This window comes from Mycobacterium sp. NGS19 (genome assembly GCF_059813155.1).
The window spans coordinates 431,641-447,604 of sequence record NZ_JCALEB010000001.1 but is presented as its reverse complement, the minus strand read 5'-3'; the positions used below and the strand labels follow the sequence as shown (position 1 = coordinate 447,604).

The 15,964-nt window shown below is 68.5% G+C and carries 15 protein-coding genes; 9 read left to right on the top strand and 6 right to left on the bottom strand.

The window, feature by feature from the left end:
• Positions 1–34 precede the first annotated feature (34 nt).
• From pdxH to AC5Y4N_RS02235, 6 genes are all read left to right on the top strand, one after another.
• Entirely contained in the window at positions 35–697 is a 663-nt protein-coding gene (pdxH, locus tag AC5Y4N_RS02260) for a pyridoxamine 5'-phosphate oxidase (RefSeq protein ID WP_499906680.1), read from the top strand.
• Positions 675–1,985, top strand: a complete 1,311-nt coding sequence (locus AC5Y4N_RS02255; protein WP_499906678.1) for an MFS transporter — start codon at positions 675–677, stop codon at positions 1,983–1,985. Before pdxH ends, AC5Y4N_RS02255 begins: the two co-directional genes overlap by 23 nt.
• Before the next feature lie 28 nt (positions 1,986–2,013).
• Positions 2,014–2,661, top strand: coding sequence for a TetR/AcrR family transcriptional regulator (locus AC5Y4N_RS02250; protein WP_499906675.1), 648 nt, complete (start codon positions 2,014–2,016; stop codon positions 2,659–2,661).
• An 88-nt stretch (positions 2,662–2,749) separates the two neighbouring features.
• Positions 2,750–4,057 (top strand): citrate synthase, encoded by a 1,308-nt coding sequence (locus tag AC5Y4N_RS02245; RefSeq protein ID WP_499906673.1) that lies wholly within the window; start codon positions 2,750–2,752, stop codon positions 4,055–4,057.
• Positions 4,058–4,192: 135 nt separating this feature from the next.
• Entirely contained in the window at positions 4,193–5,632 is a 1,440-nt protein-coding gene (locus AC5Y4N_RS02240) for an MFS transporter (RefSeq protein ID WP_499906671.1), read from the top strand.
• Positions 5,622–6,053, top strand: coding sequence for a MarR family winged helix-turn-helix transcriptional regulator (locus AC5Y4N_RS02235; RefSeq protein ID WP_499906669.1), 432 nt, complete (start codon positions 5,622–5,624; stop codon positions 6,051–6,053). The genes AC5Y4N_RS02240 and AC5Y4N_RS02235 overlap by 11 nt, the downstream gene beginning before the upstream one ends.
• Here the strand turns inward: AC5Y4N_RS02235 and AC5Y4N_RS02230 are convergent.
• The 4 genes from AC5Y4N_RS02230 to prrA form a co-directional block, all read right to left on the bottom strand.
• Positions 6,050–7,510, bottom strand: a complete 1,461-nt coding sequence (locus AC5Y4N_RS02230) for a phytoene desaturase family protein (RefSeq protein ID WP_499907450.1) — start codon at positions 7,508–7,510, stop codon at positions 6,050–6,052. The genes AC5Y4N_RS02235 and AC5Y4N_RS02230 overlap by 4 nt on opposite strands.
• A gap of 10 nt (positions 7,511–7,520) precedes the next feature.
• Positions 7,521–7,769: a DUF2630 family protein gene (locus AC5Y4N_RS02225; protein ID WP_499906667.1), complete on the bottom strand. Its 249-nt coding sequence runs from the start codon at positions 7,767–7,769 to the stop codon at positions 7,521–7,523.
• Between the two features lie 151 nt (positions 7,770–7,920).
• The gene (locus AC5Y4N_RS02220; RefSeq protein ID WP_499906664.1) at positions 7,921–9,282 is read right to left on the bottom strand and encodes a sensor histidine kinase; all 1,362 of its coding nucleotides are present in this window, start codon (positions 9,280–9,282) and stop codon (positions 7,921–7,923) included.
• 6 nt (positions 9,283–9,288) lie between these two features.
• Complete coding sequence (gene prrA / locus AC5Y4N_RS02215; protein WP_499906662.1) at positions 9,289–9,987, bottom strand: two-component system response regulator PrrA; 699 nt, start codon at positions 9,985–9,987, stop codon at positions 9,289–9,291.
• A gap of 105 nt (positions 9,988–10,092) precedes the next feature.
• Here prrA and AC5Y4N_RS02210 point away from each other — a divergent pair, with 105 nt between their 5' ends.
• The gene (locus AC5Y4N_RS02210) at positions 10,093–11,973 is read left to right on the top strand and encodes an ABC transporter ATP-binding protein (RefSeq protein WP_499940443.1); all 1,881 of its coding nucleotides are present in this window, start codon (positions 10,093–10,095) and stop codon (positions 11,971–11,973) included.
• 15 nt (positions 11,974–11,988) lie between these two features.
• Here AC5Y4N_RS02210 and AC5Y4N_RS02205 read toward each other — a convergent pair whose 3' ends face one another.
• Entirely contained in the window at positions 11,989–13,128 is a 1,140-nt protein-coding gene (locus tag AC5Y4N_RS02205; RefSeq protein WP_499906658.1) for an FAD-dependent oxidoreductase, read from the bottom strand.
• An 88-nt stretch (positions 13,129–13,216) separates the two neighbouring features.
• Here AC5Y4N_RS02205 and AC5Y4N_RS02200 point away from each other — a divergent pair, with 88 nt between their 5' ends.
• Together AC5Y4N_RS02200 and AC5Y4N_RS02195 are read left to right on the top strand one after the other, a co-directional pair.
• Positions 13,217–13,783: a TetR/AcrR family transcriptional regulator gene (locus tag AC5Y4N_RS02200; protein WP_499906656.1), complete on the top strand. Its 567-nt coding sequence runs from the start codon at positions 13,217–13,219 to the stop codon at positions 13,781–13,783.
• Between the two features lie 70 nt (positions 13,784–13,853).
• Positions 13,854–14,549, top strand: a complete 696-nt coding sequence (locus AC5Y4N_RS02195; protein ID WP_499906653.1) for a DUF5336 domain-containing protein — start codon at positions 13,854–13,856, stop codon at positions 14,547–14,549.
• Between the two features lies 1 nt (position 14,550).
• Here AC5Y4N_RS02195 and AC5Y4N_RS02190 read toward each other — a convergent pair whose 3' ends face one another.
• Positions 14,551–15,942 (bottom strand): carboxyl transferase domain-containing protein, encoded by a 1,392-nt coding sequence (locus tag AC5Y4N_RS02190; protein WP_499906651.1) that lies wholly within the window; start codon positions 15,940–15,942, stop codon positions 14,551–14,553.
• Positions 15,943–15,964 lie beyond the last annotated feature (22 nt).

Genomic DNA, 15,964 nt, shown 5'->3' with positions numbered 1-15,964 from the left:
CCACCGCTGCGCTGCTGCGGCGTAGCGTTGCCGCGTGGCGCGACCGGACAACGAGCACCTGGCACGGATGCGAGCCGAATACGGTTCGGTGGAGAAGGACGGCAGTCCGGACCTGGACGTCGACTGGCTTGCCGACGGATGGGTTGCGTTGCTGTGCAAGTGGATTGACGATGCGGAACGCGCAGGCGTGGCGGAGCCGAACGCGATGGTGCTGGCCACGGTCGACCTTCAGGGAAGGCCGGCGAGCCGGTCGGTGTTGTGCAAAAGCGTGCACCAGACCGGCATCACGTTCTTCACCAATTACGACTCCGCGAAAGGTGTCGAGCTGGCCGCGACACCGTATGCGTCGGCGACGTTCCCGTGGTACGCGCTCGGCCGTCAGGTGCACGTACGCGGGCCTGTGAGCAAGGTCACCGCGCAGGCCACGGCGGAGTACTGGTCGAAACGGCCGCGGGGCTCGCAGCTCGGCGCGTGGGCATCCGCGCAGTCGCAGCCCATCGGTTCGCGCGCCGAGTTGCTGGACCGACTCAAAGAGGTCACGGAGCGCTTCGCCGGCGTCAACGAGATTCCGGTACCGCCCAATTGGGGCGGCTACCTCATCGGCCCGGACGTCGTCGAATTCTGGCAGGGCCGGGAAGACCGGTTGCACAACCGAATTCGGGTACACGACGGCCGTGTCGAACGTCTCCAGCCGTAGCTCGCGCCTGCTGGCGGACACCGCGCCGCTGCGTACGCCCGACTTTCGCCGGCTTTGGCTGGCCGGTGTCGTCACCGTCATCGGCGCCAACCTGACGATCTTCGCGGTGCCGGTGCAGATCTATGCGCTCACCCAGAATTCGGCGTACGTCGGGCTGTCGGGCCTGTTCGCGCTGGTGCCGCTCGTCGTGTTCGGGCTGTGGGGCGGCGCCTGGGCCGATGCGATGGACCGGCGCCTGCTGCTGATCATCGCGTCGTGCGGGCTGGCGCTGGCGTCGGTGCTGCTGTGGGCGCAGGCGGCGCTGTCGCTGAACAACGTCTGGGTGGTGCTGTGCCTGCTGTCGGTGCAGCAGGCGTTTTATGCGATCAATTCGCCCACCCGCGCTGCGGCGATCCCTCGGATGTTGCCGGGCGAGCAGCTGCCCGCCGCGAACTCGTTGAACATGACCGTGACGCAGTTCGGCGCGATCGTCGGGCCGCTGCTGGCCGGGGTGCTGCTGAAGTGGGTGGACATCTCGGCGCTGTATCTGATCGACGCGATCACCTGCTGCGCGCCGATCTGGGCCACGTTCCGGTTGGCCAAGATGCCGCCCACCGGCGAGCGCTCCGTGGGATGGGGGTTCGCCGCCGTCTGGGACGGCTTCCGCTACCTGGCCGGGCACACCGTCGTGCTGATGTCCTTCGTCGTCGACATCATCGCGATGGTGTTCGGCATGCCGCGTGCGCTGTTCCCGCAGATCGCGCACGAGAGTTTCGGCGGCCCGGTCGAGGGCGGCACCACGATGGCGCTGCTGGCGGCGGCGATTTCGGCGGGAGCGGTGGCCGGTGGCGTGTTCTCCGGTTGGCTGCCGCGGATCCGGCGGCAAGGGCTGGTGGTGGTCGCGGCGATCGTGGTCTGGGGGCTGGCCATGGTGGGCTTCGGGCTGTCGTCGGGCGCGGCGAACGGAACCGGCGGCCTCATGCTCGGGACGGCCGTCGTGTTCCTGGCGATCGGCGGTGCGGCGGACATGGTGTCCGCGGCGTTCCGGTCGACGATCCTTCAGCAGGCCGCCTCCGACGAGGTGCGGGGCCGGTTGCAGGGCGTGTTCATCGTCGTCGTCGCGGGCGGACCGCGGCTCGCCGACGCCGTGCACGGTGCCGCTGCCGCTGCCGTCGGCACCACGGTCGCCGCGGCGGGCGGCGGGGCGCTGGTGGTCGTCGGGGTGCTCGTCGCGGCGCTCGCGGTGCCCGCGTTCGTCCGGTACCGCGTGGCCGTCGCCGGTGACGAGCCCACTGAACGCGGCGACTAGCCGGGTTTTGCGCGTTACGATCCTGTTCGTGGTGGAGGTGGACGGGGCGGGGGTGCCTGGCCTGCGCGAACGCAAGAAGCAGCGCACCCGCTCGATGCTGATCGATGCCGCGGTGCAGCTGTGCGACGAGCAGGGCTACGACCGCACGACCGTCGACCAGATCGCCGCCGTCGCCGACGTCTCGCCGCGGACGTTCAGCCGCTACTTCGCCACCAAGGACGCCGTCATCCTTGCGCTGATCGACGACATGACCGCTGAGATCGCCGTGCATCTCGGGCGCCAGCCGCCCGACCTGCGCCCCGTCGACGCGTTGTTCGCCGCCCACATCGCGATGATCCGGGCCACGGCGACGGCGTCGGCCGGCGACTTCACCACCGAACGGCTGAAAACCATTGCGCGCATTGTCAACTCGTCGCCTGCGCTGCGGCTGGCGGCCAGTGATTTCCGCGACCACGCGGTCACGGCGGCGCTCGCCGCACGGATGGGTGTCGGTGTCGACGACAAGAAACTGCAGCTCGCGGTCGCGGTGTTCGCGACGATCCTGTTGCACGCGGTCGCCGAGTTCGGCCCGGACACCGACTGGCCCCGGGTGGACGCAGACGCGCTGGCCGCGGTGTTGACCGAGACCTACGAACAGTTCACGGACGTCTGCACCGGCTCGCGGGCGCGTGTGTGACCTGCTGTCCTAACCCCGCGCGGGCGCGCCGCCGAGAATACGGCTACCGTTTTGTAGGCTCACCCTCACCAGCGAAGAAGGGACTTCCGTGGCCGATAACTCATCCAATGCCGAAGAGTTCGCCACCCTTCAATACCCCGGGGGTGAGCTCCAGTTACAGATAGCGCGCGCCACTGAGGGCGCCGACGGGATCGCGCTGGGCAGCTTGCTGGCGAAATCCGGTTACACCACGTTCGATCCCGGCTTCGTCAACACCGCGTCGACGAAGAGCGCGATCACCTACATCGACGGTGACGCCGGCATTCTGCGCTACCGCGGCTACCCGATCGAGCAGCTCGCCGAGAAGTCGACGTTCATCGAAGTGAGTTATCTGCTGATCTACGGCGAGCTGCCCACCAAGGAGCAGCTGGCGAAGTTCACCACCCAGATTCAGCGGCATACCCTGCTGCACGAGGACCTGAAGCGGTTCTTCGACGGCTTCCCGCGCAACGCGCATCCGATGCCGGTGCTGTCGTCGGCGGTCAACGCGCTTTCGGCCTACTACCAGGACTCGCTGGACCCGTTCGACGACGAGCAGGTGGAGTTGTCGACGATCCGCCTGCTGGCCAAGCTGCCGACGATCGCTGCGTATGCATACAAGAAGTCGGCCGGCCAGCCTTTCCTGTATCCGGACAACAAGCTGACGCTGGTGGAGAACTTCCTCCGGATGACGTTCGGTTTCCCGGCCGAGCCTTACGAGGTGGACCCGGAGGTGGTGCGGGCCCTGGACATGCTGTTCATCCTGCACGCCGACCACGAGCAGAATTGCTCGACGTCGACGGTGCGGCTGGTCGGGTCGTCGCAGGCCAACCTGTTCACGTCGATCTCCGGCGGCATCAATGCACTGTGGGGGCCGCTGCACGGCGGCGCGAACCAGGCGGTGCTGGAGATGTTGGAGAAGATCCGCGCCGCCAAGGGCGACGTCCACGACTTCGTCAAGCGGGTCAAGAACCGCGAAGACAACGTCAAGCTGATGGGCTTCGGCCACCGCGTGTACAAGAACTACGACCCGCGCGCCCGCATCGTCAAAGAGCAGGCCGACAAGATTCTCGGCAAGCTCGGCGGCGACGACGAACTGCTGGACATCGCGAAGGCGCTCGAGGAGGTCGCGCTGACCGACGACTTCTTCATCGAACGCAAGCTGTACCCGAACGTCGACTTCTACACCGGCGTGATCTACCGCGCGATGGGCTTTCCGACGCCGATGTTCACGGTGCTGTTCGCGTTGGGGCGGCTCCCCGGCTGGATTGCGCACTGGCGCGAGATGCACGACGAGCCGGGCGGCAAGATCGGCCGGCCGCGCCAGATCTACACCGGCTACGGCGAGCGCGACTACAAGGCGCTCGACAGCCGCTAGCCCCGCCTCCTTCGCGAGCGTGCGTGTCTGCGCAGCGACACGCCGCGAATGGCGTACCGCCGCGCGCGCTCGCGGGTGTCGAGAGCGACGTTGCTCACCTCGCGCGCCCGACAGTTGTAGTTTTACAATCGTTGGATGAGCACGCTCAGCCCACGCCGCAAGGCGATCATCCTGACGTCCTGTTGCCTGAGCCTGCTGATCGTGTCGATGGATGCGACGATCGTCAACGTCGCCATCCCCGCGATACGCACCGATCTGCACGCATCCGCCTCGCAACTGCAGTGGGTCATCGACATCTACACATTGGCGCTCGCGTCGCTGCTGTTGCTGTCCGGCGCGGCCGCCGACCGGTTCGGACGCAGACGCACGTTCCAACTCGGGCTGAGCGTCTTCGCGCTGGGCTCGCTGCTGTGCAGCCTCGCACCGACCATGGGCGCGCTGATCGGAGCGCGGCTGGTGCAAGCGATCGGCGGGTCGATGATGAATCCCGTTGCGATGTCGATCATTACGCAGGTGTTCACTGGGCGCGTCGAACGAGCTCGCGCGATCGGCATCTGGGGTGGGGTCGTCGGCATCTCGATGGCCTTAGGACCCATCGTCGGTGGCGGGCTCATCCAGTGGATCGACTGGCGCGCGGTGTTCTGGATCAATCTGCCGATCTGTGCGGCAGCGATCCTGTTGACCGCCATCTTCGTCCCTGAATCGAAGTCCGCATCCATGCGTGACGTCGACCCCGTCGGCCAGGCGCTCGGCATGGGCTTTCTCTTCGGGGTCGTGTTCGTGCTCATCGAGGGCCCGTCGATGGGGTGGGGGAACGTGCGCACTATCGCGGTGGCCGCCATCGCTGTCACCGCTTTCGCCGGCTTCCTTCGCTACGAGTCCCGCCGGCCCGATCCGTTCATCGACCTTCGCTTTTTCCGCAGCGTGCCGTTCTCCTCGGCGACGATGATCGCGGTCTGCGCGTTCGCGGCGTATGGCGCGTTCTTGTTCATGATGTCGCTGTACCTGCAAGGCGAGCGGCACTTCTCGGCGCTGCACACCGGCTTGATCTACCTGCCGATCGCGGTTGGCGCACTTGTCTTTTCACCGCTGTCCGGTCGGCTGGTCGGCCGCTTCGGCAGCCGTCCGTCATTATTGGCCGCCGGCACGCTGATCACTACGGCGACGCTGATGTTGACGCAGCTCACCGAGACGGCGCCGGTGTGGCTGATCTTGGTGATATTCGGCATCTTCGGGATCGGCTTCGCGATGGTCAATGCGCCGGTGACCACGGCCGCGGTGAGCGGAATGCCGACGGACCGCGCCGGAGCCGCCTCGGCGGTGGCGTCGACGAGCCGGCAGATCGGCGTCAGCGTCGGTGTGGCACTGTGTGGCTCGCTCGCGGGCGGGGCGCTGGCGGCCCATGCTGATTTCGCCACTGCGGCGCGGCCGCTGTGGTTCGTCTGCGCGGCACTCGGTTTGGCCGTCGTGGTGCTCGGGGTGGTGTCGACGTCGCCGCGGGCGCTCCGCTCGGCGGAGCGGCTGGCCCCGTTGATCGCCGGACCGGATCACCGGGAGCCAGCGCGTGCCGCGTAACCGGTTGGCCGACGAGGTCTGGCGGCAGATGTCGGCTTTGGTCCTCGACAACAAGGACCGCTGGCGGCGCGATGTCGTCGACCGAACCGGTTTGCCGTTCAGCAGGATTCGCATCCTGCGGCGGCTGCGCCGAGGCCCGATGACGGTGAGGCAGATCGCCGATGCTGCGACCATCGATGCACCTGCGGCCACCGTGGCCGTCAACGATCTCGAGGCGCGTGGACTGGTGGCACGCCGCCCCGACCCGGCCAACAGGCGCTGCAAGCTCGTGTCGTTGACGCACGCGGGCCGTGACCTGGTCGCATTGATCGATGCCGTCGACGATCCGGCGCCCGAAGCACTTTCATCGTTGGGCAACGACGATCTTCAGGTGCTGCACGACCTGCTCGGTCGCGCTCTTGCGAACGCGAGGCACGGCTAAGACTCGAGGACCGCCATCGCGGCATTGTGCCCGCCGATTCCAGACACACCGCCGCCACGACGAGCTCCGGCCCCGCACAACAGGATTCGATCATGCGAGGTGGCCACTCCCCAGCGACGGGCAGGGCTGTCCAGAGGTTCGTCGTCCTCGGCGAACGGCCACGCGAGCCCTCCGTGGAAGATGTTGCCGGCCGTCATGCCCAACGTCTGCTCCAGATCGGCGGTGGTCTTCGTTTCGATGCAGTCAGGCATCAGCACCGCCTGAATCGGTTCTGCGAGAACCGAATTGAGCGAATCGAGCACCGCCGAGGTGAGCTGCTCGCGAGAGCCCAGACCGTGCGGGGTGTGCAGGCCGAACACCGTCAGCGTCTGCGCCCCCGACGCGCGCAACGCCGGCGACAGAATGCTGGGATCGGCCAGGGAATGGCAATAAATCTCGCAGGGCACCGGTGTAGGAACCGCATTGGCCGCAGCGGCAGCGTACGCCGATTCCAGTTGACCGAACGTCTCGTTGACGTGGAAGGTGCCGCCGAAAGCTTGCTCGACGGTGACGCTGCGGTCTCGTAGCCGCGGCAGCCGTCGCAGCATCATGTTGACCTTCACCTGGCTGCCGGGAGCCGCCGGCGGCGCGGGTTCACCGAGAAGCGACGCGAGAACCGTCGGCGTCACTCCCGCCAGCACCGATGCGCCGTGCACCGCACGTTCGTCGTCATGCACGCGGTAACGCACGTCGCCACCCGGATCGATCGCGAAAACGTCTGCGCCGGTGACAATTTCGGCACCATACCGGGTGGCCGCGGACGCGAGCGCGTCGGTGAGCGCGCCCATGCCGCCGATCGGCACGTCCCAGTCACCGCCGATCAGGTGGTACAGAAAGCACACGTTCTGCCGCAGCGACTCGTCGTCGAGGCTCGCGAAGGTGCCGATCAGCGCGTCCGTGGCGATCACACCGCGGGTCAGGTCGTCAGGTGCTGCCGTGCGGATCGCCTGACCGATCGGCTGCTCGATCATCGACGTCCACGCCGCGTCGTCACCCACCCGTCGTCGCGCTGCGCTGCGCGACAACAGCGGCGACGTCATGGTCGGCCACAGGGCATCCGTGACCTTGCGGCAGCGGCGGTAGAAGTCGTCGGCGATGCCGCGGTAGGCCCCGACCAGCAATCCGCGCCGTCCGCCCGACGCGGGATCCGGCGTGTACGACGAATACCGTCGCCGGGCCAGCCGCACCGGCAGTTGCAGCTCGTCGACGACCAGTGAGGGCAGCAGACTGACCAGATAGGCATACCGCGAGATGCGCGCGTCGACGCCGGCGAACGGGCGCTGCGACACCGCCGCACCGCCGACATGGTGCAGCCGCTCGAGCACCAGAACGCGCTTGCCGGCGCGCGCCAGGTAGGCGGCGGCGACCAGACCGTTGTGACCACCGCCGACGACGACGGCGTCGTAAGCCGCTGTCAGTTCGACCCTGTCAGTTCAAGTAGCCCTCGACCTGATCGGCGGGGCGTTCCTGCGCATCCTTGGGATCACCGCCGGTCTCGCGCAGCGCGCGACGCTGCCGCAACAGGTCCCAGCACTGGTCCAGCTGTGCTTCCAGCGCGTTGAGCCGCGCCTGCTCTTCGTCGCCGCTGATCTCTCCGCGCTGAAGTTTGGCGCGCAGCTCCTTCTCCTCGGCGACCAGCGCGTTGATCCGGGTCAAGGTGTCGTTGTCCTCTGCCACCACCCCAGTGTGCCCGCTGCCGTCCGCGGGGTGACAGGCAAACCCGAGATCGACTTCCCGATCCGCCCGGCAGCCCTCGGTCGGCCCGAGCGTGCGTCGAGTATCGGCGTCCGCGGCGTGTCGGTGCGCAGACACGCACGCTCGGCGGAAATCAGAACGGCGACTCGGACGGCTTCGGCCCCGGCAACCGCAGCAGCAGCCGGGCGCCACCCAGCGGGCTGGACTCCAAAGACGCTGTGCCACCGTGCAGTTCGGCCTGCTGGGCGACCAGCGCCAAGCCCAGACCGGACCCGGAGTGCGAGGCCGTCGAGCCGCGGGCGAACCGTTCGAACACCACCGCGCGTTCCTCTTCCGGCACCCCGGTGCCGTTGTCGTCGATGGCGATCTCCACGCCGTCGCGAGAACTGACTGCCGACAACTGAATTCGCGTCGCTCCGCCGTGCTTGACCGCGTTGGCGATCGCGTTGTCCACAGCCAGCCGCAGACCGGCCGGCAAGCCCACGATGATCACCGACGGCGACGGCATCAGCGACACGTCCAGGTCGGGATAGATGCGGATCGCGTCATGCGCGGCCCGGTCGAGCAGCTCGGTGATGTCGACGGGCACATGGTCGTCGGAGGTCGACAGCTCGCCTTGAGCCAGCCGTTCCAAAGCCGACAGCGTCGCCTCGATCCGCGACTGCGTGCGGATCACGTCGTTGAGCACTTCCTTGCGCTGCTCGTCGGGAAGGTCAAGCGTGGCCAGCACTTCCAAGTTCGTGCGCATGGCGGTCAGCGGCGTGCGCAGCTCGTGGGCAGACACCGACGCGAAGTCGCGGGCCGAAGCCAGCGCGGCCTTGGTGCGGTCCTGCTCGTTGAAGATGCGCTGCAGCATGCCTTCCACGGCGTCGGCGATCTCCACCGCCTCGGTGGCGCCGCGGATCTCCAGGTCGGGCGCCTCGTCGCCGGCGTCGATCGAGCGGGCTTGCTGCGCAAGGCGTTTCAGCGGGCGCACGGCGAACGCGGCCAGCAGCCATCCGAAGACGCCCGCGGCCACGATCGCGAACATGCAGATGAAGATCACGCGGCGGTGCAGGTTGTTGGTGTCGGCGATGGTGTCGTCGTAGGTGGCGCCCACGGCCAGCGACATCGGCGGCTCCGACCCGCGGATGTCGACCGTGCGGACGCGGTAGCGCACCCCGTCGACGTTGGTGTCGGCGTAGTCGGCGGTCAGCGGCGGCAACACCACGTCGGAGTTGGAGCGGACCTGGTCGCCTTTGCGCACGGTGATGACGACGTCCTGGTCGTTGGGCGACGGCGGGATCTGCTCCAGTCCGCGCGGCACGAACGGCACCGCGAACCCGGCGGCCTCGTCTAGCCGGCGGTCCAGCCGCTCCAGGCGGTCGTTGGTGATGCCGACCCATACCACGGTGCCCACGATCAGCACCGGGATGGCCGCGCCGATGGCCGTCGCGAAGGCGACCCTCGTCCGAAGTGACGGGGTGCGCCGGAAAATGCGTGACAGCCGGTTCATCGGTGACTACTGCGTTCGCAGGACGAAGCCCACTCCACGAACAGTGTGCAGCAGCCGCGGCGCGCCGCCCGCCTCGAGCTTGCGGCGCAGGTAGCCGATGAACACGTCGACCACGTTGGTGTCGGCCGCGAAGTCGTAACCCCAGACCAGCTCCAGCAGCTGGGCCCGCGACAACACCGCGGTCTTGTGTTCGGCGAGCACCGCGAGCAGGTCGAACTCCCGCTTGGTCAGGTCGACGTCCACGCCGTTGACCCGAGCGCGCCGGCCCGGAATGTCCACCTCGAGCGGACCCACCTGAATGGTCTCCGACGACATCGTCGCCGTCGCCCCGCGGCGGCGCAGCAGTGCGCGCACCCGCGCCACCAGCTCCTGCAGCTGGAACGGCTTGACCAGGTAATCGTCGGCGCCGGCCTCCAACCCCATGACCCGGTCGTCGACTGAGCTGCGCGCCGACAGCACGCACACCGGCACGTCGTTGTCCATCGCCCGCAGCGCGGTGACCACGCTGACGCCGTCGAGCACCGGCATGTTGATGTCAAGGACGATGGCGTCGGGCCTGGTCTCGGTCGCGCTGCGCAGGGCCTCGGCGCCGTCGGTGGCTGTCGCCACGTCGAATCCGGACAGCCGCAGTCCGCGCTCCAGCGACGCGAGCACGTCGGCGTCGTCATCCACTACCAGCACACGCGGAGAGGCAGCACTGTCCATGTGCACAATCTTGCCTGATTGGCGACCCGAAGCGGGGGACGTGCAGGGCCCTCCCGGCGGGGAATGTTTGACCTTCACCTTTGTTGAGGTTCTAGCGTGGGCGCGATGAGCATGGAATCGGTGGCCCGGACCACCCTGTACCGGCAGATGAGCGCGCGCGGCGGCGACCTGCGCTCGCTGGCTGACCGCGCACTGATGCGGCGGATCTGGCGGTTCGCCGGTCGGCATCATCGCAGGCTCGCGGTGTTCGTCGCGGTGAGCGTCGGCACCGCGCTGCTGGCGGTGGCCACCCCGATGTTGGCCGGCAAGGTGATCGACGCGATCGTGCGCGGCGGGCCGTCGTCGACGGTGATGGTGCTGGCACTGGTGATCGCCGCCGTGGCGCTGGCCGAGGCCGGTACCGCGCTGGTGACACGCTGGCTGTCGTCGACGATCGGCGAAGGGCTGATCCTGGACCTGCGTACGGCCGTCTTCGACCACGTCCAGCGGATGCCCGTCGCATTCTTCACCCGCACCCGCACCGGCGCGCTGGTGAGCCGCCTCGGCAATGACGTCATCGGTGCGCAGCGGGCGTTCTCCGACACGCTGTCCGGTGTGGTGTCCAACGCGGTGACGCTGACGCTGACGCTGGCGGTGATGATCGGGATCTCGTGGCAGGTGACGCTGCTCGCGCTGCTCCTGGTGCCGTTGTTCGTGGGGCCGGCGCGGCGGATCGGCTCGACGATGGCGCGGCTGAGCCGGGAAGGCGCGATCCACAACGCCGCAATGAATACTCAGATGACAGAACGCTTTTCGGCCCCGGGCGCGACGCTGGTCAAGTTGTTCGGCAGTCCGGAGCGCGAGTCAGCGGAGTTCGCGGTGCGCGCCGGGCGGGTACGCGACATCGGTGTGCGTTCGGCGATGCTGCAGTCGACGTTCATGAACTCGCTGACGCTGATGTCCGCGTTGGCGCTGGCGCTGGTGTACGGGCTGGGCGGGGTGCTGGCCATCGGCGGCCATCTGCAGGCGGGCGCGATCGTCTCACTTGCGCTGCTGCTGACCCGGCTGTACGCGCCGTTGACCGCGCTGGCCAATGCACGCGTCGAAATCGCCAGTGCGCTGGTGAGTTTCGAGCGGGTGTTCGAGGTGCTAGACCTGGTGCCGCTGATCCGGGAGTCAGCGGACGCCGTCGCGGTTCCCGACGGGCCCGTGCGTGTCGAGTTCGACGACGTGCGGTTCAGCTATCCGTCGGCGGACAAGGTGTCGCTGGCCTCGTTGGAGGAGGTAGCCGAGCTGGATGATCGGGGCGGAGTCGAAGTGCTGCACGGCATTTCGTTCACCGCCGAGCCCGGTCAGATGGTGGCCCTGGTCGGATCGTCGGGCGCGGGAAAGTCGACCATCGCGTCGTTGCTGGCCCGGCTCTACGACGTCGACTCCGGCGCGATCAGGCTGAACGGCGTCGACGTGCGTGACGTCACGTTCGCGTCGCTGCGTAACACCGTCGGGATGGTCACCCAAGACGGGCACCTGTTCCACGAGTCGATCCGCTCGAATCTGCAACTGGCTGCGCCTCAGGCCACCGACGACGAACTCTGGGAAGCGCTGCGCCGGGCCCGGCTCGCGGACGTGGTCGCCGACATGCCCGACGGCCTGGACACGGTGGTGGGGGAGCGGGGATACCGGTTGTCGGGCGGGCAGCGGCAGCGCCTGACGATCGCGCGGTTGCTGCTGGGGCAGTCCCGCGTCGTGGTACTCGACGAAGCCACCGCGTCACTGGACTCCGCTTCCGAAGCCGCTGTGCAGCAAGCACTTTCGGAGGCGCTGGCGGGCCGCACGTCGATCGTGATCGCACACCGGCTGTCCACGGTGCGCGCCGCGGACGTCATTCTGGTGATCGAGGACGGCCGCATCGTCGAGCGCGGCACTCACGAGCAGCTGCTGGCCCGCGGCGGCCGCTACGCCGAGTTGTACGTCACCCAGTTCGGCGACGACGCGGCCGCCGCCTGAAATCGCTTGGCGGAGCTAGCGGTACACCAGACCACTGAGCTGCCAGGTCAGCTTGGTGCGAACAGCGGGCATGCGAGAAGCCAACGGCATCAACGTGTTCCGGATCGGCCGCAATGCCGGTGGCAGTGTAGCCAGCCGAGTCAGTCGGTCGGTCAACTGCAGTACCTGCTGGGCCATCGGCCGCCGTAGCGCGCTGTAGCGGTCGAGCAGGACCTCCGGCGCACCGCCGATGACGCGGTCCAGCACCTCGGCCAGCGCGATGGCGTCCTGGATGCCCAGGTTCATGCCCTGTCCACCGGCCGGGCTGTGCACATGCGCGGCGTCGCCGGCCAGCACGAGCCGGTCTGAGCGATAGGTGTCGGCCACGCGGTGGTGGATGCGAAAGTGCGAGCCCCACAGCACGTCTGCGACGGTGAGCCGGCCCGCACCGAAGCCGCGCTCGTCGAGGATCTGCTGCACGAACCCTTGTGACGGCTCTCGCGGCGCATCGGGCACAGGCGCGACGATGCGGAATACGTCGCCCGGCAGCGGTGCGACTACCAGCAGCCCCGCCCGTGCGTAGAACAGCAGGATCTCGCCGACCGGCACATCACCGCGCAACCGCGCGTCGGCCAGCGCGAACTCCTCCGCGTAGGCGTGCCCGCGGAAGCCGATGCCGGCGGCCGCGCGTACCGCGCTGTGCATTCCATCGGCGCCCACCACGTAGCGTGCCGCGATCTGATCGCCGTCGTCGAACGTCGCCACCGCCCCGTGGGCCCGGTGTTGCACACCCACCAGCTTCTTCGGGCGCACGACTTGCCCGCCGAGCTCTTCGAGGCGATCGAGCAGCATACGCTCGGTCTCGGCCTGGGAGATCATCAGCGTGTACGGGTATGGCGTGGGCAAGCCGCTGAAATCCAGCGGCATCAGCACCCGGTCGCGGTCGCGGATGCTGAAGGTGCGCGCCTGGATGCCATGCTTGACCAGCTGATCGGCGACGTCGATCTGCTCCAGCACCTCCAGCGTGCGGGCGGCCACTGCGGCGGCGCGCGACGTGTTGGCGCCTGCGGGCAACGCGTCGACCAACTTGGTGCGCACGCCCCGTCCGACAAGCGCCGCGGTCAGAGTGAGTCCCGTCGGGCCGGCGCCCACGACCAGTACATCCGTCGAATCCATCGTGACCTCCTTTGTCAACGCTTGTTGACTTTCAGCATGCGCTCGAACTGGCCTCGATGTCAACGCTTGTTGGCCTACACTTGTTGACGTGGTAGCGAAGCGCTCCGAACAGACCAAGGCGGCGATCCTGGCCGCGGCCCGGGAACGCTTCGCTGCGGTGGGGTACGAGGCCGCGACCATCCGCGCCATCGCCGCCGACGCCGGGATCGACCCGGCGATGGTGATGCGCTATTTCGGCAGCAAGGACCGCCTGTTCGCGGCCGCGGCGCAATTCGACCTGCGTTTTCCTGACTTGACGACCTCGCCGCGCGACCGACTCGGCGAGGCCTTGGTGCGCCATTTCCTCGACCGCTGGGAGGGCGACGAGGCGCTGGTTCTACTGCTCAAGTCCAGCGCCACCAATGCCGAGGCGGCCGACAGGATGCGACAGATCTTCGTGGGTCAGCTCGAGCCGATGGTCGCGACCCTGGCCGCCGATGCGGCAGCACAGCGGGCCGGGCTGATCGCCACCCAGATTCTGGGCCTGGCGATGTGCCGCTACGTGCTGAAACTCCCGCCGGTAACGGCGATGACGCGCGACGACGTGGTCGGCTGGCTGGGGCCGACGGTGCAGCGTTACCTCGACGCGCCGGCCACCCGCGCAGCCAGGCGATAGGGTCGATGCGCGATCGCCGCGGCGACGATCCGCTGGACCGCGCTGAACCGCGCTGGACAAGGAGCAGGTGATGACGTATTCGACGGGCCCGGGCGGCTACGGCGGCCCGCCGCAAGAACCGCAGGCGCAGGGCTACGGCGCCCCGCCCAGGGAGGAGCGAGGCCTGCCGTTCTATCTGAACATCGGCGTCGTCGCCCTCGGCATCATCAGTTTCTTCCTCGGCTTCGCGCCGTACGCCCAAGGCGGCGCGGTGTCGAGCAGCGGCGGCCCATCCGACGACGACAACACGATGAGCTTCTTCGACAACTTCGGGGTCGGTGTGGGCGTCATCGGGCTGAGCCTGTTGTTGGCCGCCGGGCTGATCGCCGGATTCGCGTTGCTGCCCAAGCAGCGTGCCAACGAGGCAGCCGTCGCCGGCCTGTCGATCGCCGGCTTCCTGTCGCTGCTGTTCTTGCTCATCGGACTGGTGGACAGTCTGGGCGGCCAGGAATTCGGCGCCGGGGTGGGGCTGATCCTGGCTCTGGTGACCGGGTTCCTGCAGTCGGCGCTCGCGGTGGCCGCGCTGCTGATATCGGCCGGCGTGATCAAGCCGCCCGCGCCCAGGCAGCCGCAGTACGGCTACTACGGCAGCGCCGGCTACGGCGCGCAGGGATATCCGCAGGGCCAGCCGCAGCAGCCCTACTACGGTGCGGGCCAGCCCGGTTATCAACAGCCGCCGTCTCAGCCGCAGCAGCAGCAGCCGCCGCAGCAGCAGAACCCGTGGTGAGTCAGCCCAGCATCCGGTAGCGCGCCAACCGGTCGGCGTTGCGCTGCTCGTCGGGCAGGCTGCGCAGCGCGCCCAACTCGGCCGCAACCGCACGCGACAGCCGCTTGGCGAACTCGATCGGCTCGTCGGCGGCGTCCGGATGCTCGGGCACGATCGCGTCGACGATCCCGGCCGCCAGCAAGTCGGCCGACCGGATGCCTTGCGCCGCAGCCAGTTCTGCTGCGTGTGCAGTGTCGCGATACACGATTGCGCTGGCACCCTCCGGCGGCAGCGGCGCCAGCCAGCCGTGCAACGCGGCCAGCACCCGGTCGGCGGGCACCATTGCCAGCGCCGGCCCGCCGCTGCCCTGCCCGAGCAGTACCGAGACCGTCGCCGTAGGCAACGTGACCAGTTCTGCCAGACACTGTGCGATCTCGCCCGCGAGGCCGCCCTGCTCGGCTTCGGCCGACAGCGCCGGCCCGGACGTGTCGATCACCAGCACCAGCGGCAGCCGCAGTCCAGCGGCCAGCGCCATTCCTCGGCGCGCCTCGCGTAGCGCCGCCGGGCCCACGCTGTCGCTGGTGCGCTTCTGCCCCAGCAGCACGGCCGGCTGGCCGCCGAACCTGGCCAGGGCCAGCAACGTCGCGTGTCCTTGCCCGGTGCCGGAGAGCACCACCTTCTCGGTCGCGCCATGCCGCAGCAGAAAGCCGACACCGGGACGGTCGGGACGACGTGACGCCAGCACCGAGTCCCATGCCGGCACGTCGGGCGTGGGCTCCGCCTCGGGCGGCTTCGGCGCCGGCGCCGGCGGGTCGACGATCACTTTCAGCGCCCGTTGCAGCGTGCGCCGCAGCCACTTCAACGGCACCACGCCGTCGATCACGCCGTGCCGCTGCAGGTTCTCCGCGGTCTGGATGCCCGCTGGAAACGGCTCGCCGTACAGCTGCTCGTAGACCCGCGGTCCCAGAAAGCCGATCAGCGCGCCGGGTTCGGCGATGGTCACGTGGCCCAGCGAGCCCCACGACGCGAACACGCCGCCTGTCGTCGGGTGCCGCAGATACACCAGATACGGCAGATGGGCCCTCTTGTGCTGCTCCACCGCCGCGGCGATCTTGACCATCTGCAGAAATGCGACGGTGCCTTCCCCCATCCGGGTTCCGCCGGAGCTCGGAGACGCCAACAGCGGCAGACGCTCACGGGTCGCGCGTTCGACGGCTGCAGTGATCCGCTCCGCCGCCGCGACGCCGATGGATCCCGCCTGATAGTCGAACTCGCTCGCCACCACCGCGACGCGGCGGCCATGCACTCGGCCCTCGCCGCTGCGCACCGACTCCTCGCCACCGGTGTCCCAACTGACTAACGATCCGGCATCGAGCACGGCGTCGCGCAACTGCGCGGGAGAGATCCGGCTCACCGCACCACGGTATCGGCCGCCG